Source organism: Proteiniborus sp. DW1, from assembly GCF_900095305.1.
In the GTDB taxonomy this organism is placed as follows: Bacteria; Bacillota; Clostridia; order Tissierellales; family Proteiniboraceae; genus Proteiniborus.
Map to the genome: position 1 here is coordinate 31,147 of NZ_FMDO01000021.1, position 23,522 is coordinate 54,668.

Annotated in this window: 19 protein-coding genes and 1 other annotated feature; of the genes, 18 read left to right on the forward strand and 1 reads right to left on the reverse strand. The window is 31.6% G+C overall.

All coding sequences use genetic code 11. The annotated features are described in order from the left end of the window. Positions 1-125 precede the first annotated feature (125 nt). The 12 genes from DW1_RS05205 (at position 126) to DW1_RS05260 (ending at position 15,349) form a co-directional block, all read left to right on the forward strand. On the forward strand, positions 126-1,763 hold the full coding sequence (locus tag DW1_RS05205) for a Na+/H+ antiporter NhaC family protein (RefSeq protein WP_074349577.1): 1,638 nt from the start codon (positions 126-128) through the stop codon (positions 1,761-1,763). Between the two features lie 254 nt (positions 1,764-2,017). After that, the gene (zapA, locus tag DW1_RS05210; protein WP_074349578.1) at positions 2,018-2,560 is read left to right on the forward strand and encodes a cell division protein ZapA; all 543 of its coding nucleotides are present in this window, start codon (positions 2,018-2,020) and stop codon (positions 2,558-2,560) included. A gap of 178 nt (positions 2,561-2,738) precedes the next feature. After that, the gene (locus tag DW1_RS05215) at positions 2,739-5,204 is read left to right on the forward strand and encodes a U32 family peptidase (protein WP_074349579.1); all 2,466 of its coding nucleotides are present in this window, start codon (positions 2,739-2,741) and stop codon (positions 5,202-5,204) included. Positions 5,205-5,237: 33 nt separating this feature from the next. Next, on the forward strand, positions 5,238-7,616 hold the full coding sequence (locus DW1_RS05220) for an endonuclease MutS2 (RefSeq protein ID WP_074349580.1): 2,379 nt from the start codon (positions 5,238-5,240) through the stop codon (positions 7,614-7,616). Positions 7,617-7,652: 36 nt separating this feature from the next. Continuing rightward, complete coding sequence (locus tag DW1_RS05225) at positions 7,653-8,090, forward strand: 2-thiouracil desulfurase family protein (RefSeq protein WP_074349581.1); 438 nt, start codon at positions 7,653-7,655, stop codon at positions 8,088-8,090. 20 nt (positions 8,091-8,110) lie between these two features. Continuing rightward, the gene (locus DW1_RS05230; RefSeq protein ID WP_074349582.1) at positions 8,111-8,713 is read left to right on the forward strand and encodes a GerMN domain-containing protein; all 603 of its coding nucleotides are present in this window, start codon (positions 8,111-8,113) and stop codon (positions 8,711-8,713) included. 65 nt (positions 8,714-8,778) lie between these two features. Then, positions 8,779-8,989: a binding site (T-box leader), on the forward strand. Positions 8,990-9,252: 263 nt separating this feature from the next. Then, the gene (gene argS, locus DW1_RS05235; RefSeq protein WP_200800474.1) at positions 9,253-10,950 is read left to right on the forward strand and encodes an arginine--tRNA ligase; all 1,698 of its coding nucleotides are present in this window, start codon (positions 9,253-9,255) and stop codon (positions 10,948-10,950) included. Between the two features lie 130 nt (positions 10,951-11,080). Continuing rightward, positions 11,081-12,406, forward strand: a complete 1,326-nt coding sequence (locus tag DW1_RS05240; RefSeq protein ID WP_074349584.1) for a DUF4097 family beta strand repeat-containing protein — start codon at positions 11,081-11,083, stop codon at positions 12,404-12,406. A 29-nt stretch (positions 12,407-12,435) separates the two neighbouring features. After that, positions 12,436-13,032: an RNA polymerase sigma factor gene (locus DW1_RS05245; protein WP_074349585.1), complete on the forward strand. Its 597-nt coding sequence runs from the start codon at positions 12,436-12,438 to the stop codon at positions 13,030-13,032. Beyond that, positions 13,011-13,457 carry an anti-sigma factor family protein gene (locus DW1_RS05250; protein WP_074349586.1) on the forward strand — a complete coding sequence of 149 codons (447 nt, stop codon included), beginning with the start codon at positions 13,011-13,013 and terminating at the stop codon, positions 13,455-13,457. Before DW1_RS05245 ends, DW1_RS05250 begins: the two co-directional genes overlap by 22 nt. A 19-nt stretch (positions 13,458-13,476) precedes the next feature. After that, positions 13,477-14,235: a hypothetical protein gene (locus tag DW1_RS05255; RefSeq protein ID WP_074349587.1), complete on the forward strand. Its 759-nt coding sequence runs from the start codon at positions 13,477-13,479 to the stop codon at positions 14,233-14,235. Between the two features lie 79 nt (positions 14,236-14,314). Further along, entirely contained in the window at positions 14,315-15,349 is a 1,035-nt protein-coding gene (locus DW1_RS05260) for a hypothetical protein (RefSeq protein WP_074349588.1), read from the forward strand. Between the two features lie 39 nt (positions 15,350-15,388). Here DW1_RS05260 and DW1_RS05265 read toward each other — a convergent pair whose 3' ends face one another. Continuing rightward, positions 15,389-15,589 (reverse strand): hypothetical protein, encoded by a 201-nt coding sequence (locus tag DW1_RS05265; protein WP_074349589.1) that lies wholly within the window; start codon positions 15,587-15,589, stop codon positions 15,389-15,391. A gap of 292 nt (positions 15,590-15,881) precedes the next feature. Between DW1_RS05265 and DW1_RS05270 the strand changes: the two genes are divergently transcribed. The 6 genes from DW1_RS05270 to DW1_RS05295 all read left to right on the forward strand — a co-directional run bounded on the left by DW1_RS05270 (position 15,882) and on the right by DW1_RS05295 (position 23,100). Continuing rightward, positions 15,882-17,663, forward strand: coding sequence for a B12-binding domain-containing radical SAM protein (locus DW1_RS05270; RefSeq protein WP_074349590.1), 1,782 nt, complete (start codon positions 15,882-15,884; stop codon positions 17,661-17,663). Between the two features lie 5 nt (positions 17,664-17,668). After that, complete coding sequence (locus tag DW1_RS05275) at positions 17,669-18,445, forward strand: hypothetical protein (protein WP_074349591.1); 777 nt, start codon at positions 17,669-17,671, stop codon at positions 18,443-18,445. Positions 18,446-18,480: 35 nt separating this feature from the next. Continuing rightward, on the forward strand, positions 18,481-19,617 hold the full coding sequence (locus DW1_RS05280) for a tetratricopeptide repeat protein (protein WP_074349592.1): 1,137 nt from the start codon (positions 18,481-18,483) through the stop codon (positions 19,615-19,617). 130 nt (positions 19,618-19,747) lie between these two features. Then, positions 19,748-20,656 carry a bifunctional enoyl-CoA hydratase/phosphate acetyltransferase gene (locus tag DW1_RS05285; protein ID WP_074349593.1) on the forward strand — a complete coding sequence of 303 codons (909 nt, stop codon included), beginning with the start codon at positions 19,748-19,750 and terminating at the stop codon, positions 20,654-20,656. 88 nt (positions 20,657-20,744) lie between these two features. Further along, positions 20,745-22,520, forward strand: a complete 1,776-nt coding sequence (gene iorA, locus DW1_RS05290; RefSeq protein WP_074349594.1) for an indolepyruvate ferredoxin oxidoreductase subunit alpha — start codon at positions 20,745-20,747, stop codon at positions 22,518-22,520. A gap of 1 nt (position 22,521) precedes the next feature. Then, a complete protein-coding gene (locus DW1_RS05295) occupies positions 22,522-23,100 on the forward strand; it encodes an indolepyruvate oxidoreductase subunit beta (RefSeq protein WP_074349595.1) in 579 nt (192 codons plus the stop codon). The last annotated feature ends 422 nt before the right edge of the window (positions 23,101-23,522 follow it).

Genomic DNA, 23,522 nt, shown 5'->3' on the forward strand with positions numbered 1-23,522 from the left:
TTTGTGTTGTGAGACTGCTCTATGCAAATAATTGAATTTTCAAAATAATAAAAAAATAGAGGAAAAAAGATATCTATAGAGAATTAATATTTAAGAATAAAAAATTATATTTAAGGGGGGCTTTTATGAATAGGAAAAAGCTGTTTAAGCTATTGTTAGTTTTGGTAGTATTATCAATGGTGTTAGTATTACCTGTTTTTGCAGAGGATGCCACTGGGGAAGTTTACCAAAGTAGCTTATATGCCACGTTCTGGTCTCTGGTTCCACCAATTATAGCAATTGTGCTAGCTCTTATTACAAAGGAAGTATACAGTTCACTCTTCATAGGTATAGTCAGTGGAGCTTTATTGTATGCAAATTTCAATCCACTTAAAGCCTTTGATGCAATGTTTACTGAAGGATTTATACCTTCTCTAGCAGATGGTTGGAATGTTGGTATATTGATTTTCTTAGTTACTTTGGGAGCTATAGTAAGCCTTATTAATAAGGCAGGCGGATCTGCAGCCTATGGGAAATGGGCAAGTCAAAAAATCCGCACAAGAAAGGGAGCCATCCTTTCCACTTTCGGACTTGGTATACTCATATTTGTGGATGACTATTTTAACTGTCTGACTGTTGGAAACATTATGAGGCCTATTACAGATAAGCATAAAATTTCTCGTGCAAAATTAGCCTATATTGTAGACTCTACGGCTGCGCCTATATGTATGATAGCTCCTATATCTTCTTGGGCTGCTGCAGTTACTGGTATTGTTGAAGGTTATGATGGATTAGAACTTTTTATTCGTGCAATTCCTTATAATCTTTATTCACTTTTGACTCTAGCAATGATAATCATAATTACTTTATTGGGAATTGAATATGGTCCAATGAAAAAGCATGAAGAAAATGCTATTTTAAAAGGTGACCTCTATACAACACCAGATCGTCCATTTGAAGGTCAAGATGTAGAAATGCATGCTGGAAAAGGAAAGGTTATAGATCTTGTTCTTCCTGTACTTATACTAATATTTTTCTGCATATTTGGCATGGTCTATACTGGTGGCATTCTAGAAGGTGCAAATATTGTCGATGCTTTTGCTAACTCTGATGCTTCTGTAGGATTGTCACTAGGCTCTTCCTTTGCACTTATTCTTATTATGATATATTTTATGGCTCGTAAAGTGCTTAGCTTCAGTGAATGCATGGAATGCTTCCCAGCAGGATTTAAGGCTATGGTTCCTGCTATCCTTATCCTTACTTTTGCATGGACATTGAGTGGAATGACCAGTTTACTTGGTTCAAAAGAATATGTTAGTGGGATTTTTGCAGGTAGTGCAGCAGGGCTTAAGATATTCCTGCCAGCCATAGTGTTCCTTATAGCTATTGGAATGTCCTTCTCAACTGGAACATCATGGGGAACCTTTGGTATCCTGCTACCAATAGTGGTTGCAGTAGGGTTAGAGCCTGAGCTTTTGGTAATATCAGTCTCTGCTTGTCTTGCTGGTGCTGTTTGTGGTGACCATTGCTCACCTATTTCAGATACAACTATTATGTCTTCTACTGGAGCTATGTGCAACCATATTAATCACGTCTCAACTCAGCTTCCTTATGCATTAACAGTTGCAGTAGTGTCCTTTGTAGGCTATATCATAGCAGGTCTAATACAATCAGCTTGGATTGTGCTTCCTATATCTATTGCAATGATGCTTGGTACACTTTATGTAATTAAGATACTTACATCAAAAAAATCAGACTTAAATAGAACTCAAAATCCAGTATAAAAAATATTATTTAAAATCACTATTTCATGATATAAAGATATAATTTTAAAAATTATGGGTTGCTGAAATATTTCAGCAACCCATTTAAATTTTACAAATCATTGGCTAAAACAACTACAGAGTTATATGTATTTTAATGTATCATACTATTTAAACTATTTTTAAATAATTTAATTACTTTTTATTTAAATAGAAGGAATTTACATAAATAAAAAGAATAATATAGTAAGATGCTTTAAAAGGAGAGGTTTGCTATGGCAAATAAGGAAAGAGTTATAGTTAATATAAATGGTCAAGAGTTTTCTGTATTAGGTAGTGAATCTGAAGAATATATAATGGGTATTGCAAAGATTGTAGATGATAACATAAAAGAGATAATGAAAAAGAATAAAAAACTAAGTCAGACTATGGCCGCTATATTAGCTGCATTTAATATGGCTGATAAATATACCAAAACATTTAATGAATTAAATAAGATAAACCAAGAGGTGGTAGAGCCCTTAAAAGAATTTGAGAAGATGAAAAAAGACTTAGATGATAGCAATAGCAAATTACAGGGGCTTAGAGACGAATGCAATAACTATAAAGATGAATTATTACAATCCAAAAGAGAAATAGAAAATCTTAACAAAACTATTAAACAGTATGAACAGGAGTTAAAAGCTAAAGAGGACGAGATAAATAAAGTAAATAAATCTGTAGACGATCTTCAAAACAAACTTTTTGAGGATCAAGTTGAAATGGTTCAGCTTAGAAAAGAGCTAAGAGAGGCATTAAAAATGTTAGGTATGGATTAATGTATAATAGTAATCTGATTAGATAAAATATTATTGTACAAAAAAACTAATAACATTATAATATAGTTAGCTTAATTATGAGAGTAGAACACTACTCTTTATTTTTTACAAGAATGTGATGAAGCAGGTATTTTTAAATCACTTTAGGCCTTATGTTTGTTAACTAGGAGATGAGTTTATGATAGATAAAGTAGAAATATTAGCACCAGTTGGGAGTATGGATGCTCTTTATGCAGCAGTGGAAAATGGTGCAGATGCTGTATATTTGGGAGGTAGGATGTTCAATGCAAGACAGTATGCCTCTAATTTTAGTGATGAAGAACTAAAGAGCGCAGTAGAATATGCACACCTGAGAGATGTTAAGGTGTATGTTACATTAAACATTTTATTGGATGATAATGAATTAAAGGAAGTAATTGACTATTTAGTTTTCTTATATAACATTGATGTTGATGCGTTAATAGTTCAGGATTTAGGTTTGGTTAGAATAGTAAGAAAGCTTTTACCTGATTTTGAGATACATGCAAGTACACAAATGTCTATAAATAATTATCTAGGAGTACAGTTTTTAGAGGGACTAGGCTTCAAGAGAGTAGTTCTTGCTCGTGAATTGTCAACTGAAGAGATAAGTTATATAAGAGAAAAGACTAGTGCAGAATTAGAGGCATTTATACATGGGGCACTATGTATCTGTTATTCTGGACAATGTTTAATGAGCAGCATGATAGGTGGTAGGAGTGGCAATAGAGGTAGATGTGCTCAACCATGTAGAATGGCATATTCTATAGTAAATGTTGAAACAAATAAAATAATAAGTCCAAAGTTCGAGGAGAAATATATTCTAAGTCCAAGGGATTTAAATACAATAGAGCATTTAGAAGAAATAATAAATTCTGGAATAGTTTCATTAAAGATAGAAGGTAGAATGAAAAAGCCTGAATATGTGGCAGTAATAGTAGACAGATATAGAAAGGAACTAGATAGAGTTTTAGGAAAGCATAGTCAAAAGCTTGCAGAAAAAGATTATAGGGATATGGCTCAAATGTTCAATCGAGGCTTTACAAAAGGATATCTATTAGGAGACTATGGAAAAGACTTTATTTCTTTTGATAAACCAAATAATAGGGGAATATTAATCGGAGAAGTTATTAAAGTGGACAAGAATTTTATCCATATAAGATTAGATGATGACCTAAGCAAAGGAGACGGAATAGAGATAATAGGTAAAAGTGGAGAAGGTCATGGCCAGATAATAGATAAAATAATTGATGGTAATGACACTGTCCAAAAAGGCATCGAGGGAAAAGTTATAAAAATAAAGCGTATTAGTGGTGTAGAAGTAGGAGCTAAAGTATATAAGACCTTTGATTTGTCACTTAATACCGCCGCTGCTGAAACATATACAAATAAGGAGAACTTCAAAAAGATTCCTATAAACATGGCAGTAGAAGTAAAAATAGGTCAACCAGTAAGGCTAGTAATTATGCAAGAACAAAACTATATTGATGTTTTTAGTGATGAAATAGTAGAAAAAGGTATTAAGATTTCTTTAGACAGAGATAAGATAATTAAGCAGATGAACAAGCTAGGAGATACTCCATATGTTGCAGAAAACATAGATGTTGATTTAGAAGAAGGTGCAATGCTACCTATTAGTGCTCTCAATGGGTTAAGGAGAAAAGGTATAGAAGAGCTAAATAAAAAAAGAAGTAATTTTAATAATAGAGTAGAAGTAATATCAGAAAAACTTAGAGAGGGTATAGCTCAAGTCTTTAACTACTCTAAAAATGAAACTAACAGACAAAGAAAAACTAGTGTAAAGATTAAGTCAAATTCACAATTTAAGCAGCTTGACCTAAATAAACTAGATAGAATTTATTTAGACTATAATCTAGAGATTGAAGATCAAATTAAAGAAGTAAGAAAATATAATAAAGAAATCTATATCTCTACAGAGAAGATTATCTCAAATGAAAAGTTTGATAAGATGGAAAAGGCATTTAATAAAATAATTGACGATATAGATGGAATAAGTACATCAAACATAGGAACATTAGAGTTTATTAGGAATAGATATAAAACAAATGTTCATTGTGATATAGGACTCAATATTTTTAATAGCTCAACAGTTAAGATATTGTCAGAGTACGGAGTTAGTAGTCTGACGCTTTCACCAGAGTTAAAATTAACCCAAATCTCAGAGATATGCAAAAATAATGTAATGGAGTATGAGGTTATAGGATACGGATATTTGCCATTAATGATAACAAAGCATTGCCCAATGTCCCTTGTGAAAGGCTGCAAGAATGATGAGGATTGTAGTAGCTGTGAGCTTGCTAGTGGTTATGGTTTATATGATAGAAAAGGCATGACATTTGAAATGAAGAGAAAAGGAAAATCTACTATTATTTATAACAGTCAGCCTTTAATTGTTGTAGAAAGCATTCACAAAATTTTTTCGGCTGGCATGGATATGATGAGATTAGATTTTACTATAGAAAAGGATAATGTTAAACTAATTCAAGAGTTATATTATAATTATATAAATGAAAAAATTGATAACTATGAGATGCAACAGATTGTTGATGAATTAAAAAGTAAAACTGGTAACACAACAGGACACTTTTTTAGGGGAGTTTTGTGATTAAAGCATTATATGCTTAACAAGGAGGTTTTTATGAACGAAAAGACTTTAAGAGTACTTGAATATGGAAAAATTATTCAAATGCTTATAGATAAAACAGAGTCTAGCTTAGGAAGAGAAATAGCAGAGAAGCTAGTTCCAAGTACAGATTTAAAGGAAGTACAGTATTCTCAAAATGAAACAGATGAGGGAGTAAGCCTTTTAATCAAAAGAGGTAGCGCGCCACTTGGAGGAATACATGATATTTTGATTGAAGTTAAGAGGGCTGAAATTGGTTCAGTCCTTTCTCCAGGAGGACTGCTTAAGATTGCAGATACATTAAGAGCTACTAGGAGAATAAAAGGATTTTTGGGACAAGACAAGGGAGATAAAGACTCAAACTATCCTATTTTACAAGAGCTAATTAATGACTTAAACACATATAAGGATATAGAAGATGCTATATTTAATGCTATCATTAGTGAAGAAGAGGTTGCTGATAATGCAAGCCCTCTTTTAAGAAATATTAGAAAACAAATTTCATCAAAGAATGATGCCATAAGGACCAAGCTTAATTCCATAATTAGCTCACAGGCTAATAAAAAGATGCTACAGGATGGAATCATAACTATAAGAGAAGGTAGATTTGTAGTGCCTGTAAAGCAAGAGTACAGATCTAGCTTTCAAGGCTTGATACACGACCAGTCTTCTAGCGGTGCTACTTTATTTATTGAGCCTATGGCAGTAGTTCAACTGAATAATGAGCTAAAAGAGTTGAAGCTTAAGGAAAAAGCCGAAATAGAAAGAATACTAGCAGAGCTTACAGAGCACGTTGCTTCTGTAGCAGAAGGAATTAGAGCAAATCAAAAGATATTAGCAAGAATTGATTTTATTTTTGCAAAGGCAAAGTTATCCTTATCTATGAGGGGAATGAAGCCAGATTTAAATGACAAGGGATACATTAAAATTAAAAATGGTCGTCATCCTCTTCTTGATGTAGACAAAGTAGTACCTATAGATATTTATATAGGAGATGACTTTAATTCCTTAGTTATCACAGGACCTAACACAGGTGGAAAGACAGTAACATTAAAAACCTTAGGACTCTTTACTTTAATGACACAGTCTGGCTTACAAATTCCTGTAGATTATGGTACAAAGATGGCCGTATTTAAGAATGTATTTGCTGATATTGGAGATGAGCAAAGCATAGAGCAAAGCTTAAGTACATTCTCATCTCATATGACTAACATTGTAGATATTCTAGACCATGTAGAAGATAATAGCCTAGTGCTTTTTGATGAGCTAGGAGCAGGTACAGACCCTACTGAAGGAGCAGCACTTGCCATGGCAATATTGGACCATCTATATGGTAAGAATGTCATCACTGTAGCGACTACACATTATAGCGAATTAAAGATTTATGCCCTAACTACTCCAGGTGTAAAAAATGCTTCTATGGAATTTGATGTGGAAACACTAAGTCCAACTTATAAGCTTTTAATAGGGGTGCCAGGGAAATCTAATGCATTTGAAATATCTAAGAGACTTGGCCTAAATGATTTTATAATAGATAGTGCAAGAAATTTGGTATCAAAGGAGAACATAGAATTTGAAGATGTATTAGCTAGTATAGAGAAAGACAGAAAAGAAACTGAACAAAATAGAGAAGAAACTAAAAGATTGAAGGAAGAAATAGAAAAGTTAAAAAGTGAGCTTCTTCAGAAAAAAGAAAAAGCAGATAGTATGAGAGATGAAATAATAAGAGAAGCAAAAAAAGAAGCTAGAAGGATAATCAGAGAAGCAAAGGAAGAATCAGAGAGTTTAATAAGTGAGATAAGAGAGATTTCTACAGAGATTGAAAAAGAACATAACAAAAAACTACAAGAAGCTAGAGATAAAATAAAAAGAGAACTACAAAAGGTTGAAGGAGATATTACCGAAAATATAATAGTTAAAAAAACAAGCAAGCCTCCAAGAAATTTGAAGCCAGGTGAAAATGTTACATTATTAGGTTTAAATCAAGAAGGCGTGGTGCTAAATGAGCCAGATGAATCAGGTAATGTTATGGTACAAGTAGGCATTATGAAGATAAATGTTCATATTTCTACACTAGCTAGAGCTGATAAAGATGGAAAAGCCAAGGATAAAACTGCAGTTAAATCAATAGTTAAATCTAAGTCAGCTTTTGTAAAAAATGAGCTAGATTTAAGAGGCAAGAATTTAGAGGAAGCAATGCTAGATGTAGATAAATATTTAGATGATGTATATATAGCTGGCCTAAAGACAGTTTATATTATACATGGAAAGGGTACAGGTATTTTAAGAGAAGGTATAACTCAGCTGTTAAAAGGACATAAACATGTAAAAAACCATAGATTAGGAAACTATGGAGAGGGCGGTACAGGAGTAACAGTTGTGGAAATCAAGTAAATTTAACAACTATTATACATGAAGAGGGATGATGTTATGTATTTAATAAGTGCTTGCTTAGTAGGTATTGACTGTAAATATAGTGGAGGGAACAATCTTAATCCTAAAATCGTCAAACTTTTAGAAGAGAAAAAGGTAATATTAGTCTGTCCTGAGCAGTTAGGCGGGCTGACAACTCCTAGACTTCCTTCTGAAATTGTATATGATGAAGATGGCAACAAAAAGGTAGTAAACATAGAAGGACAAGATGTAACGAAAGAGTTCTTTAAAGGTGCAGAGGAGACATTGAAAATCGCCAAACTAATGGGAGCAAAAGTAGCAATACTCAAAGCAAAGAGCCCATCATGTGGAAAAGGAAAAGTATATGATGGACAATTTAGACATGTACTAGTTGATGGAAATGGGATAACGACTGACCTCCTTGAGAAAAACGGTATTAAAGTATATACCGAAGAAGATGATATTGATTTCTAAAAAAATATGGGGGTGTTAGGATGAAGAGAGGATTAATATTTTTCTTAGTATTAATTATTTCAGTATTTAGTTTAATAGGATGTTCAAAGAATAAGGGGAAAGATAATAATGATGTTACTTTAGCTGATGGCAATGATGTCCAGACAGAGGATCCTGTAGAACAAGAGGATAATACCACAGATATAGAAAAAGCAAAATATATAGATTTTGCAGTATATTTGAAGCATAAGGACTTACCATATATATTTGGAGAAAGATTTGAAATAAAGTCAGATGATCCAATACTTAAGGAAAAGACCCTTGAAGAAATAGCACTAGATAAACTATTTAATTATGATCTGGAAAGCTTTATATCTCCAGTTCCTAAGAACACAAAGATATTGGGGATTGAAAAAAAGGATGCTATAGTATATTTAGACTTATCAAAGGAATTTGTGAATAATATGCCCAAGGATAAAGCATTAACAAGGATGGCTATAGAGGCAATAGTTAATACTCTAACTTTTTTCCCAGAAAATGAAAAGGTTGTGTTTAAGATAGAAGGGGAAACTATTAAAGAAATTAATGGAGTTAGTTTAGACAAGGAATTTATTTTTAGTACTGAGTTTATACCTGAGAAATAAAAATTATTTACTAAAATCCCCTTGTTTTTAGTGGCAGCATATGCTAATATTTATTAATAAATAAATGAAATTCTAGGATGAGGAAAGTAGGTTATACTGATTGTTATAGCGAGTCAGGTTGGTGGGAGCTGACACATAGGTATATCTGAAGAGAGCCTCGGAGGAGCTATCTGAACTTAAGTAGGATATGCCGCTCCCCTGCGTTAAAGGGCTTGAGTGGGTATACTTATCTATACCAATTAGAGTGGTAACACGGGATCATATCTCGTCTCTTTCATTAGAGACGGGATTTTTTTATGACCTAACCCGATTGTTTCGGACGCTTTTCCGAAAGAATCGTTGGTAGGTCAAACGCAATGAGCATCAAATTCATGTGAGCGACAGCGAGCAAATGAATTTGTGTTGCGAGACTGCGGAAAATGACCTAACCCAACCTATCATCCTGAACGAAGTGAAGGAACTCGTATTAATTAAGACTAGTATTAGCAAAATTATAATATATAAAAAATATTAGATATAAAATTAAGGAGGCAAAAATGATTGATTTTAGAAAAGAAATTGGAAAGCTTGTAAGTGCTAATTTTGAAAATTTAAATGAAGAAACAATATTAGAATTACTAGAAGTGCCACCTTCTTATGATCTAGGCGATTATGCAATGCCGTGTTTTAGACTAGCAAAGGAGCTTAGAAAATCACCAAATATTATTGCTCAGGAAATAGCAGAAAATATAAAGGGAAGCGAATTGTTTGAGAAAATTGAGAATGCTGGACCATATGTCAACTTTTTTATAAATAAAAAAGTCCTTAGTGAAACAGTGCTAAAAGAGGTTTTTGAAAAGAAAGAGATGTTTGGTTCTACTAATATCGGGAAAGGACAAAATGTTACATTTGATTTTTCATCACCAAATATAGCAAAGCCTTTCCATGTAGGGCATCTTCGCTCAACAGTTATAGGTAATTCACTATATAAGATTTATAACTTTCTAGGATATAATTCAATAGGAATCAATCACTTAGGAGATTGGGGAACCCAGTTTGGAAAAATGATATCTGCGTATAAAAGATGGGGCGATGACGAGGCGCTAAAAAAAGAACCTATAAAAACCCTTCAAGCTCTTTATGTAAAATTTCATGAAGAAGCGGAAAAAAGCCCTGAGCTTGAAGATGAAGGAAGGTTATGGTTTAAGAAGCTGGAAGATGGTGATGAAGAAGCTAGACAGATTTGGAAGAGATTTGTTGATTTAAGTTTAGAAGAATTCAATAGAATTTATGACTTGTTAAAAGTAAAATTTGATTATTATACAGGTGAAAGTTTCTATGAAGATAAAATGGCAAGAATTGTAGATATGCTAAAGGAAAAGGACCTTTTAGTAGAAAGTGAAGGTGCATATGTAGTTGATTTAGAAAAGTATAATATGCCGCCTTGTATAATACTTAAGAGTGATGGTACTACTATTTATGCGACTAGAGATATTACTGCTGCAATTTATAGAAAAGAGACCTATAATTTTGCAAAATCTATCTATATAACTGATTATTCCCAAAATCTTCACTTTGCTCAATGGATGAAGGTAATAGAGCTTATGGGATATGAGTGGGCTAAAGATCTTTATCATGCTTCATTTGGAAGAGTCAGTACAGAAGAAGGAAGACTTCAAACAAGAAAAGGAAATGTAATTTTACTTGATGATCTATTAAACAAAGCTATAGAAAAAGTAAAAGTAATTATTGAAGAAAAAAATCCTAATTTAGAAAACAAAGATGAAGTAGCAAAGATGGTAGGTATAGGTGCAGTTATTTATAATGATTTAAGTAACGGAAAAATGAGAGATATTGTATTTAACTGGGATAGAATGCTTAGCTTTGAAGGAGAAACTGGCCCATACGTTCAGTATACCCATGCTAGAGCTAATAGTGTCCTTAGCAAAGCAGGTCATGAAATTACATCAGATGTGAATTATTCATTAATTACAAATGACGAAGCTGTAAATGTAGTTAGACTATTGTATACCTTCAAAGATATAGTAATCTCAGCCATGGAAAAGAACGAACCATCTTTCATTGCTAGACATGTCATGGATATTGCACAAGCATTTAATAAATTTTATCATGAATGTCCAATTATCGTAGATGATAAAGAACTTCAAAAAGCAAGATTATTAATAGTTTATAGTGTTGCTACGGTAATTAAGATAGGTCTAGGTTTACTAGGAATAGATGCCCCACAAAAAATGTAGCTAACAAATAGATAGATTCTATAAAAGAAATATTCTCCATGAAATAATTGTGGATGGATATTTCTTTTTTGAAGGGATTATTTTTTATAGTCCGTCTATAGTTATAAGTAATTAGAAGGAGGATTATTTGATGCAAAAAAAGAAAATAGGGGTTTTCACATTTGCTATAACGCTTATTTCTCTAGGTATCTTGTTACTTATAAGAAATTTTATAGAAATTGACTTAAAAACAGCAATTGGCATTGCTTGGCCAAGTATTATAATACTTTTTGGTATAGAAATTATTATCACCAAGCTAGTGCTATCAAGAAACTCTGAAGAGACAAAGACGTATATAGATCCCTTGAGTGCAATCATACTGAGTATTATAATAGTTATTACATCAATCTATTCAAGTTTTAGTTTTGACAGAGGTTTTAGTTTTTTCTCAATTGTTAAATCTATTGATTTTGGAGATTTCTCTAATGGTGTGTTAAATTATAAGGATGTATCAACTTATAAATACGACTTTACAATTGAATCAATAGGTAAGGAAGAGCTAGAAGTTATTAATCGATTTGGTGATGTGGAGGTAATTGGAGACTCAGTGGATAATATAGAAATATCAGCAGAGATTAAAATCAATTATAATGATAAAGCCTATGCAGATGAATTATCAAAAAAAATTGTTAAGATTGATGATAAAGGAAGTCTTACAAGTATAGTCTCAGATTTCGCTGGTACTAAATATGATCAGAGTAAAGCAGGAAACATAAGCATCAGCTATTATATTCGTACACCATCACATATGAGAATAAATATAGAAAACGAGTTTGGAGATACGATTTTAAAAGGCCTAGAAAAAGATGTAGAAATTAATAGTCGACATGGTAATATTGAAGTATCAGATATTTTAGGCTTTGTAAAATTAGACAATTCCTTTGGAAGTATTGATGTTACGAATATTAAAGGTAATGTAGAAATAGATAATCAGCATGATGAGATATATGTTGAGAATGTAGAGAAAGATATTACAATTAAATGTAAATTTGGAGATGTAGAGGTTGAAAAAGTGGGAGGAAATTTAAATTTAGAAAATGAGCATGCAAATGTTGATGTAGAAGACATCAAAGGAGACCTCTATATTTATGGTAGATTTGGAAATATAAATGTAGATAATGCAAATAAATTCATAAAAGTAATTTCTAAAAATGGAAACATATCATTTAAGACTGAGAAATTAGTTGAAAAAGGTCTAGAAATAGAAAATGAGTTTGGTAATATAGATATTACAGTTCCATCAAAGCAAAGTGGTAGCTTTAATGTAGTAGCAGAGTTTGGAGAAATTGAAAATACGTTAGGCTTAAATGTTACTGAAGGTATTACAGAGCAGAACATAAATGATTTCATAGATAATACTAATATAAAATTCTATATAAGAAGTAAAAACGGAAACATAAACCTTAACACAAACTAACTTCTTAGGAATTGGGGTGGTGGTAACAATTGAATGAAGAACGTATAGTTTGTGAGCTAAAGGCGGGAAATTATACTGTTTTTAAAGAAATAGTTGATTTATTTAAAAATAGGGTATTTGGGATGGCCTATAAGTTTACAAATAGCTATGAAGAGGCTCAAGACTTATCTCAGGAAATATTTCTTAAAATATATAAGGAAATAGGTAGCTTTAGATTTGAAAGTAAGCTTTCTACTTGGATATATAGGATATCAATAAACACATGTCTAGATTGGAAAAGAAAAAACAGTAAGATTAAAATACTAAGTACAAGTATAATTAACGATGATGATGAAACTGTTGAGCTTGATATCAAGGACGATAAACCTTTGCCTGATGAGGTCTTTATTCAGTCTGAGAGTCAAAGGGAAGTACATGAACTAGTTTATGGGCTTCCTGACAAATACAAGACAGTAATTATAATGTATCATTTTAACAATATGTCTTATCAGGACATTTCAATAGCACTGAATATTCCTGAAAGGACTGTTGAAACTAGACTTTATAGAGCAAGAAGACTATTAAAAGATGAGTTGACAAAGCTAAATGAGAGAGGTGGATACAAGTGGAATGCAAAGAAGTCTTAATTTTGGTTGATAAATACTTTGAAAATAGACTTAGCGACATTGAAAAGCATAATGTAAAAAAACACCTAGAAAAATGTAATAGGTGTAAAAAAGAATATGAAGACTTAGGTTTTACTTTTAGTATCCTAGACAATCATTTTATTAATGCACCAGATAATTTAGTAGATGATATAATGATGAAAATAAGTAGCTTTGAAAATTCTAAGAAGAAAAGTGCAAAGCTTTTAAAGAATCTAGGCTCTAGCTTTGTAGCAGCAGGAATAATGCTTTCATTACTTAACTTTTCAGATTATGATTTGAAAATTATAGCAAGAGGTTTATATAGAAGTGCTTTTGAATTAAATCAAGTTGTGACTAACCCTATTATTAAATTATCAGAAAGCTTAAAACATCTAACAAATTATAATAACAATAATATGAAATAGATAAAAGGAGGTAGGGCGTATGAAATGTGAATACCATAAGAATCTAGAATCAAGCCACATTTGTGCGGATTGTGGAGTAAGTATATGCAGAGATTGTGCAGTTGATGATAATGGAAAAACAATATGTTTAGAATGCGCAAAGAAAAAAGGGTTGCCAATTATAAAGAATATTTCTTATGAAAATAATACAAACAGCTATAATTCAAATAATCATTATACAGACAATCATAATAGAACTAATTATCAGTCAAGTAATGTAAACTACTATGGTGGAAGAGCTCCAAAAAAATATAGTACTTTTTGGTCAATTATCTTTTCTTTTCTACCAGGTGGAGGACACATGTACTTAGGATTAATGAAAAGAGGACTTCAATTTATGCTGTTGTTCTTTGGAACTATTGCTTTATCTGGTCTCATTTATTCAGCGGACTTTCTAATATTCTTTGCTGTAGTTGTGTGGTTCTATAGCTTTTTTGATTGCATTCATATGAGAAAGAGGCTTGAGCATGGTGAAAACGTCGATGAAGATTTGATCTTTCCTATAGATACTAAAAACTTAAATGCAAAGCATCTAGGAATGGCATTTATAATTTTAGGTGGACTAGTATTACTAAATGAGCTTTTTGATCAACTAGTTTATATAGCTAACAGGATGAACATCTACTCTGAGTCTGTTAAAGTCACTATAAGGCTTATAAGAGAGTCAATATTTCCTGTAGTACTGATAATTATAGGTTTCTTTTTACTAAAAAGAACTAAGAATAATGTTAATGATTAAGCTAGGATTCCTAGCTTTTTCTTTTATTTTTTTAATAGTTTCTGCTATACTATATATAGCTTAACTGAGAGGTGTTACTATGCTAGAAACTAATATAGAAAAATTTATAATATGTGCCTGCAGTGAAGAAGTTCGTAGATATAAAGAAAGCTTTTATCAGCCCGATGAGCTAGAACATGATAAAAATCAATGGACCTATATAGTGGAGCTTATGATTATTACTATTAAGTCTCTTATTCCTGATGAAGTCCACCATGGTTCAGTAATAGATTATAAAAGATTTAATGAAGAGTTAAAACTATGGTATCACTATAGACATGGAGATAATATTAGCTTATTAGGAAGTTTATATAATGATGAAAAAACTTATTGGGACTATGAAGATGATAGCATATTTTCAAGAATTACTCCTATAGTCTTCGTAAACGAAGATTGGATAGTAGCTAAAAAGGAAGTATTAAAGAACATTCTTTACTCTTCAGGAAATATATACTCCATTTTTGAAGGACTAGCTCTTAGTAAGCTGTTTTTTTTGCTTATTAATAATATAAGTATTAATTATGATGAGCTAATTAATCAAATTAAAGAAGAAATGATTTGCTTTTCACAAAAGGATTTTATTAGAATGCATTCTAAAGACTTTAAATTCTCATTAGATACATACAAAGGTAATTTTGTTATTGATTTTGAAAGAAAGCGTATCGAAATACTTAATATATTAAATGGGGTGAATTTAAGCTCGAAGTATAGTATTTTAAAGCAATCTTTAAATGTACTAAGAGAACAAGGGGAAAGTGGACTACCTACTTTTTTTCTTGGAGGTCTAAAAGGGTTAAAGTCAGTTTGCAACTATACTCCTATAAAGGATGAAGAGTTTATTAAAAGCTTGTGTGGTTTTTTGGTGAAGTTAAGGAAGGGAAGGTTTTCAGTTGAAAGTCTTAAAATAGATAAATACTTGTTACCTGATGTATTTCAATATAAGGAGGGAGATGTGTTTTTTCATACTTTATTGAAGAAATGCCAGGTTGTTAAGATAATAAATGAGCCTAAAAGAATAACAAGCTTCATAAGAACAAAAACAGGTATTTATAGATTTAGGAGATATAAAGGTTAGGATTAAGAAAGAAAAGTGGATAATAACCACTTTTCTTTCCTATAAATCTTTATTTAAATATTTTATAAATTCATCCTCACTTGTATCTGCCAATTCGCTTAATTCTCTAATAATGTTATCTTTTAGCTTAAGAAAAGTATCAATGTTAGTGTTCTTTCCTGTATATTCAAGGGCTTCTAATATTACCAACATGTCTTTTTTTGAGATTTCAGCAATTGATATTTTCTCGAATTCTTGCATTTTATTAAATCCCTCCTCTAGTGCATACTAATATAATTGTTAATTAATCTAATCTATTCTATTCTATAAAAAAAGATAAATACCTTCACTAATTTACAAATTTTTTCGCTAAAATTCTGTGAATTTTTTGGATAGTAGAATAATGCAATACTATTTTAACTATGGCTTTATAATTGCATAACACCAATAGACTAATAAAAAAATATATGTTAATAATATTGGAATATATAGCTTTTGTTTGATAATATAAGTAATGATACTATTACATAGTAATTAGAAGGTAGGTTTTAAAATGAAAATATTAATTACGACTTTAAATTCGAAATTTATTCATACTTCTCTTTCTATTAGATATTTGAAAAGTTTTGCTAAGGATGATTTTCCAAACATAGAGCTTGAAGAATATACTATAAATCAAAGTATAGATTATATAGTAGGAGATATATATAAGAAGGAAATAGATGTAGTAGCCTTTTCTTGTTATATATGGAATATTGAACATATACTTCACATATCAGAGGTGTTAAAACTAGTACGGCCTAATCTTAAAATTATACTTGGTGGGCCAGAGGTATCCTTTGATGGAGAAGATTTGATTAAAAATAATACATTCATTGATTATATAATTTATGGAGAAGGAGAAGAGACTTTTAAGGAACTTCTATTAGAACTTAAAAATGAGAAAGATGATTTAAGAAACGTAAAAGGTTTGATTTTTAGAAAGGGAGAGGAAGTATTTACAAATGAACCTCGACCTCTGATACAAGACCTAGATATAATTCCTTCACCTTTTGATGATGATTTGAAGAATTTTAAAAATAAAATAGTCTATTTTGAGAGCTCAAGGGGCTGTCCTTTTAACTGTAGATTTTGTCTTTCTTCAACTATTAAGGGAGTAAGATTTTTCTCTATTGAAAGAGTAAAAAAGGATTTAAAAAAGCTGATAGATGCCAATGTTAAACAAGTGAAGTTTGTAGATAGAACATTTAATGCAAGAAAAGAGTATGCCCTTGAAATAATGAATTTTATCATAGGACAGAACCCAAATAATATTAACTTCCACTTTGAGGTGACTGCTCATTTGCTAGATGATGAGGTTTTAAGCTTCTTAAAGAATGTACCAGAAGGGTTATTTCAGTTCGAGATAGGAGTACAGTCAACTAATCCTCAAACACTAGAGGCTATAGATAGGGTAACTAATATAGAGAAGCTAATGGATGTAGTGAAAAGGATTAAGAGCTATAATAATATACATCAGCATTTAGATTTAATAGCAGGACTTCCCTACGAAGATTTAAATAGCTTCAAGAATTCATTTAATGATATATATTCATTAAGACCTGAAAAGCTGCAGTTAGGATTTTTAAAACTTTTAAAAGGTTCTGAACTTAGAAACAAAAAGGACAAATATGGTTACAAATTTATAGCCAAACCACCATACGAGGTACTAGAGAGTAATTTTATTAATTATAGAGAAATGCTTAAGCTAAAGGCAGTAGAGGATCTAGTTGAGAAGTATGCTAATGAGCTCTATTTTGAAAACAGTCTCAATTATATTATTAGATACTTCTATCAAAAGCCTTATGACTTTTTCGAATCATTTGCTGAGTACTGGGATAAGAACGAGCTTAGCAATAAGGCACATAGTAGAACAGATTTATATAAGATACTTCTAGAGTTCTATAGTAAAAATATTGGTGAGCATATTCTATTATTTAGAGATATTCTTAGATTTGACTTTGTATATAATACTAAATCACCTACTATTCCTCATTTTATGAAAAACACTAATGAGGATATATCAAAAGCTAAGAAGCATGATTTTTTTAAGAAACAGTCAAACTTAGAAAAATATATACCTGAATATTTAAATATACCTACAAAAAAAATAATCAATGAGGTATATATTGAGAAGTTTAATTATGATATACTGGAAATTATAGAGAAAAGTTATAATTTAGATATGGTTAATACTTTAGATACCTATATTCTGTTTGTATATAATAATGACAGAAAGGTATTCGAAAGATGTAAATATTTTAATATAACCGAAGAATTTTTACATGAGGAGTGATGATTTTGGATATTTTAAAGGATTTATTATTAGTTAATAGGAGTACTCTGAGAAAAACTTCTAAACTATTTCTTAGCAATTGGGCAATTGTCTTTACAGGATTTGCATACACAATATTGAATATTGCTTTGTTCATTGTAATTGGTATACTCTTTAGTAATTCTATTTTGGGTTTCTTTTCTGGGATAATCTCAGCTATAGTTTCTAGTGCAATGATATCAAACTTCTTATATCTGCTTAACCAAATTATGAGATATGGAAAAATTACTTTTCAGGATTTTAAGGATGGGTTTACGGTTTATCTCTGGAAAGTGTATGGTGTGCTTTTTATTGGTTGGGCTGCAAGCTTTTTATATGGTAGAATTATAGAGCCTGTAATCTATTCTATCAACTATTCATTAGCAGGAACTTTAAGCTTCATTATAAGTCTTTTAGTTTTGATACTGATGAATGCTTTACCTGAGACTATATATCAAAAGCATTATTCTGCTTGGGAGACTGTGACCTATACATTTAATTTTGTAAAGGAAAATTGGATTGAATGGTTTGTACCTAATATCATAATGCTTGGAATATTTTATTTAGTTACTGGCAATGTTATAAGAGATGTTCTAGCTATAAGCTCAGGTTACTTCTTTAGCTTATCAATAAGAGGGATAGTACTCTATATAATAGGTCAAATTCTGTTTACATTTATCATGATATATAGAGGAATTTTGTTTGATACTTTAAGTACAAGCACACGAAGAAAGAGAGCATATATGCAGCATTTATACAAGTAATATATTAAGTTTTGTTAGAAAGACAGGTGAGGATTATGAAGGGGCTACGTGAATACTTTCTTGATAAGACAGAAAATATTTCTTTTATTGAGTTAAAACCAAACTCAATGGTATTTATTAAAGACTATAAAATTGAATCTGATATACCATTGCCTTTAATTATAGACGAATTAATTAATGAGATAAAGGAAGGAACTGCTAAGGATGAAGTAAAGGTTTCTGCTATTATTAATGGAATGATATATACCATTGGTGCAGACCCAGATTTTAAACATTGTGAACAGTATAAAGATATCCTTTATCATTATGATGAAAAAATAGAAGAGTATATATTGTATATTGGGCTAAAGAAGATTAACGAAAATGCTTTTGAAGAGGGAATTGTTTGGCTAAGAGCATTATATTATATTAATGATAAAAATTTAATGGGAAAATATAATTATGCTCTAGCCCTAGAAGAAAAAGCTAGAAGGTTATTTGCAATAAGCAATAATAAAATGGGCAACCTTTTTCTAAATAGATCAACTAATGTTTTTGAAGAGGTTATTAATGAAAACCCGAACTTTGATTTAGCTTATTATAAGCTTGGCTATCATTATAAAAATAGTCAGCAGTACGTAAAAAGCAGTTTAATGTGGAAAAAATATATACAACTAGGAAAAGACACCGAGCTTTTAGATGAGGTAAGAGATAACTTAGAGTCAATGCAGGATGATATAACATATGAGGAAGGATACAACCTAATATTATCAGGTAATCCTAATGAAGGTCTCAAAAAACTCTTACCACTTAAGGATAAATATGTTGACTGGTGGAACTTGTTTTTCATGATAGGTTTAGGATATAGGCAGTTAGGCATGTATCAAGAAGCCATTGATGAGTTCGAAACAGTGCTTGACTTTGTGCCAGACCAGGTAGAAGCATTAAATGAGCTTGGGCTTTGTCAGGCATTCATAGGAAATTATAGTGATGCAATTTCTAATTTCACAAAGGCTATTGAGCTTAAGCCAAAGGATTATGAAATAAGATGTAATAGAGGTATGACTTATTTACAAATCAATGATATTGAAAATGCAGAAAAGGATATCAATGAAGCTTATGAACAGTGCGATACAGACGAAATAACTATTGCATGTAAACAAGAGCTTGAAAAAATAAAGAGTATGGCTTAGGTCATACTTTTTTCTTTTCAACAAAATTAAGGTTTTGTAAACACATTGAACTAAAAGATAAAATTATGATAGAATAGTTTAGAGAAACGATTTCCTTTTTAAAACTACATATTCTAAAGGGGGGGATAATGTGCTTAAATACTTAACAGATTTGATCGAAATAGCAAAAGAGCAAACAAAGAAGAGACTAGCAGTAGCTGCTTGTCAAGATGAAGAAGTATTAAGAGCTGTTCACGAAGCTGCTATAAGTGGAATTGTGGAACCAATATTAATTGGAGATATGGATAAAACCCAGATGATTGCAAGGGAACTAGGAATATCTATAGAAGCATATGAGAAAATTGATGTAAAAGAGCTAGATAAAGCCGCTGAAATAGCAGTGAGACATGTAAGCAGTGATAAGGCAGATTTTATAATGAAGGGATTAATAGATACCTCCATATTATTAAAAGAAGTCTTAAATAAGGAATATGGATTAAGGACAGATAGCTTACTTAGTCATGTAATGATATACGAGGTACCTTCATATCACAAATTTGTATTTTTAACAGATGGGGGAATGAACCTAGAGCCGAACCTAGATGACAAGGTTAAAATAGTAAAGAATGCTACAAAGGTTTGTAAGGCTCTTGGATATGACAGGATAAAGGTAGCTGCTATTGCTGCAAAGGAAAAAGTAAATCCTAAGATGATTGCTACTGTCCATGCTGACGAACTTAAGAAAATGTGCAACGACGGATTATTTGAAAACGGAGTTATCATTGATGGACCCTTAGCTCTTGACTTAGCAGTATCAAAAGAAGCAGCTAAAATTAAGGGGTATAATAGCGAAGTAGCAGGAGATGCAGATATTCTTTTAGTGCCTAATATCGAAACAGGAAATGGAATCGGAAAGAGCTTAACTTATTTTGCAAATAGTCAATCAGCAGGTATCATAATGGGGGCAAAGGTTCCAATAGTATTAGTATCAAGAGCTGATTCACATGAAGCTAAGCTTTATTCGATTGCCCTTGGCAGTATGATTTCTGAGCTAAATTAAACTTGTCTCTGAAGCTAATGTTCATTAAGATTAGTGGCATAAGCAGTATTGAGTTTTATCAAAGTTATATTAAAGGGGGTAAAAAAGTATGAAAAGACTAATGACTGGAAATGAAGCAGTAGCTCAAGGAGCTTATGAAGCTGGGGTAGCTGTAGCTTCTGCGTACCCAGGAACTCCAAGTACTGAGATATTGGAAAATATATCGATGTATAAAGAGATATATTCTGAATGGGCACCAAATGAAAAGGTTGCTTTAGAGGTAGCTATAGGAGCATCTATAGCTGGGGCAAGATCCTTAGCTGCAATGAAGCACGTAGGAGTTAACGTGGCAGCAGATCCATTATTCACTTTTGCTTATACGGGAGTAAATGGTGGCTGTATACTTGTATCTGCAGATGATCCAGGTATGCATAGTTCACAAAATGAGCAGGACAATAGATATTATGCAAAATTTGCAAAGATTCCTATGTTAGAGCCAAGCGATAGTCAAGAAGCAAAGGATTTTGTTAAGATTGCATTTGAAATAAGTGAAGAGTATGATGCTCCAGTTTTACTAAGGCTTACAACAAGAGTGTGCCATGGAAAAGGATTAGTAGAAATTGGAGAGAGAAAAGAAGTTGAAATTAAAGACTATAAAAAAGATATAGCTAAATATGTTGCAACACCTGCAAATGCAAGAAAACGTAGAGTTATATTAGAAGATAGATTAGCAAAACTAGAAGAATTGAGCAATAATTCTGAGTTAAACAAAATAGAATGGAATGATAAAAAGATAGGAGTTATTACTTCAGGTGTAGCATATCAGTATGCAAAAGAAGTCTTTGGAGATAGAGCTTCATATTTAAAGCTAGGATTTACATTTCCAATACCAAAGGCAAAAATAAAAGAATTTGCTGAGCAAATAGAAAAACTATATGTAATAGAGGAACTAGAGCCATACCTAGAAGATGAAATCAGGAGTATGGGCATAAATGTAGTTGGTAAAGACGTTATTCCAGCTATAGGAGAGCTTAATCCAGATATATTAGCAGAAGTATTATTAGGAATAAAACCTGAAAAGGTAGAAGCTAATGCTGATAAGGTTGTTGGAAGACCACCGACTATGTGTGCAGGTTGTCCTCATAGAGGTTTATTCTATGTACTTAGCAAAAAGAAAAATGTAGCTATTACAGGAGACATAGGATGCTATACATTAGGGTCGGCGCCACCACTAGAAAGCATGGATACAACTATATGTATGGGGGCTAGTATAAGTGCTGGTCACGGATTTACTAAAGCTTTTGAAAAGGGTGGAAGGGACACTAAAGTTTTTGGAGTTATAGGTGATTCTACATTTTTCCATTCTGGTATTACAGGCTTGATAAATGTAATATACAATAGTGGGAATTTAGCTACTATTATACTTGATAATAGAATAACTGGGATGACAGGACACCAAGACAACCCAGGAACAGGTTACACTTTAGCAGGAGAAGCTACTCAGTTTATAGATATTGAAAAAATATGTGAGGCTATTGGTGTAAAAAATATAGCAGTAGTAAATCCACTAGATTTAAAAGAAACTGAAGAGGCAATAAATAAAGCTCTTAACACTAAAGAGCCTATGGTTATAATCACAAAGATGCCTTGTGTATTAAAGAAATCACCAACAGAGGAAGTAAAAGAATATAAACTAGATGAAAGAGTTAAATGTGTAGTAGATAGAGAAAAATGTAGGAAATGTAAGATGTGTCTAAGATGCGGATGCCCAGCAATATCATTTGATGTTAACTTAGGCTCCATAATTGATGAATCTATGTGTGTAGGCTGTGACGTATGTTTACAAATATGTCCATTTAATGCTATAGTAAAGGCGGGTGAATAAAATGTCTGATGTGAAAAATATTTTGTTTGTAGGGGTTGGCGGACAAGGAATAATACTTGCTAGTAAAATCTTATCTAAAGGTCTTATTGATGCTGGATATGATGTGAAGATGTCTGAAGTTCATGGAATGGCTCAACGTGGTGGTAGCGTAACCACACAAATAAGATATGGCAAAAAAGTTTATTCACCAATAATAGGTATTGGGCAGGCTGATATAATAGTGTCCTTTGAAAAAATGGAAGCTATGAGATGGATTGAACACTTAAAGCCACAGGGGAAGATGGTAGTGAATGACTATGCAATACCACCAGCACCAGTTTTATCTGGAAAAGTTAAATATCCAAAAGGAATAGTTGATGAGCTAAAAGATAAAGTTAATACTATAACTATAGACGCAGCAGAAGAAGCAAGACAACTAGGTAATATCAAAACACAAAATATAATTATGCTAGGAGCACTAATCAAAGCAATGGGAATCGACGAAGTAGACTGGGAAAGTGTTATTAAAGAAGAGGTAAAGGAAAAGTTTGTAGATATTAATTTGAAAGCATTTAATATAGGTAAAGATTTAGTAAAGTAGATAAATAACTGGAGCTAGGGGCGGACCTTAGCTCTTATTATATTGGCATTATTGCATATTCATATCTTTTTGTGGAATAATAAATATATATTAAAAAAGCACACTCAATGTTGATATAGCCTATAATGCATGCATTTAACATGAAGAGATAGTGGAATGAAATACCATTGACTAAGGTTGCTATAGTATGTTATATTAATCAAGTTGCTAATTTAATGCAAAATCATATTTACTTAAAGTCAACAAAAAATAAAAAAAAACTATTGACATTTGTTTTTAAATTTGATATATTGAATAAGTCGTCACTAAACGACAGAGTAAAACGAAGTGAAAAATAATTTAAAAAAAGTATTGACAAGACATAAAAAAAGTGTTAATATTATAAAAGTCGGCTCGACAAACCGGCGGTAAAAATATTTGAA

Bases quoted from the DNA above. Each gene is read 5' to 3' on its own strand.
- DW1_RS05205 (WP_074349577.1), top strand. From the start codon at position 126: ATGAATAGGAAAAAGCTGTTTAAGCTATTGTTAGTTTTGGTAGTATTA.
- zapA (WP_074349578.1), top strand. From the start codon at position 2,018: ATGGCAAATAAGGAAAGAGTTATAGTTAATATAAATGGTCAAGAGTTT.
- DW1_RS05215 (WP_074349579.1), top strand. From the start codon at position 2,739: ATGATAGATAAAGTAGAAATATTAGCACCAGTTGGGAGTATGGATGCT.
- DW1_RS05220 (WP_074349580.1), top strand. From the start codon at position 5,238: ATGAACGAAAAGACTTTAAGAGTACTTGAATATGGAAAAATTATTCAA.
- DW1_RS05225 (WP_074349581.1), top strand. From the start codon at position 7,653: ATGTATTTAATAAGTGCTTGCTTAGTAGGTATTGACTGTAAATATAGT.
- DW1_RS05230 (WP_074349582.1), top strand. From the start codon at position 8,111: ATGAAGAGAGGATTAATATTTTTCTTAGTATTAATTATTTCAGTATTT.
- DW1_RS05240 (WP_074349584.1), top strand. From the start codon at position 11,081: ATGCAAAAAAAGAAAATAGGGGTTTTCACATTTGCTATAACGCTTATT.
- DW1_RS05255 (WP_074349587.1), top strand. From the start codon at position 13,477: ATGAAATGTGAATACCATAAGAATCTAGAATCAAGCCACATTTGTGCG.
- DW1_RS05260 (WP_074349588.1), top strand. From the start codon at position 14,315: ATGCTAGAAACTAATATAGAAAAATTTATAATATGTGCCTGCAGTGAA.
- DW1_RS05265 (WP_074349589.1), bottom strand. From the start codon at position 15,589: ATGCAAGAATTCGAGAAAATATCAATTGCTGAAATCTCAAAAAAAGAC.
- DW1_RS05270 (WP_074349590.1), top strand. From the start codon at position 15,882: ATGAAAATATTAATTACGACTTTAAATTCGAAATTTATTCATACTTCT.
- DW1_RS05280 (WP_074349592.1), top strand. From the start codon at position 18,481: ATGAAGGGGCTACGTGAATACTTTCTTGATAAGACAGAAAATATTTCT.
- iorA (WP_074349594.1), top strand. From the start codon at position 20,745: ATGAAAAGACTAATGACTGGAAATGAAGCAGTAGCTCAAGGAGCTTAT.
- DW1_RS05295 (WP_074349595.1), top strand. From the start codon at position 22,522: ATGTCTGATGTGAAAAATATTTTGTTTGTAGGGGTTGGCGGACAAGGA.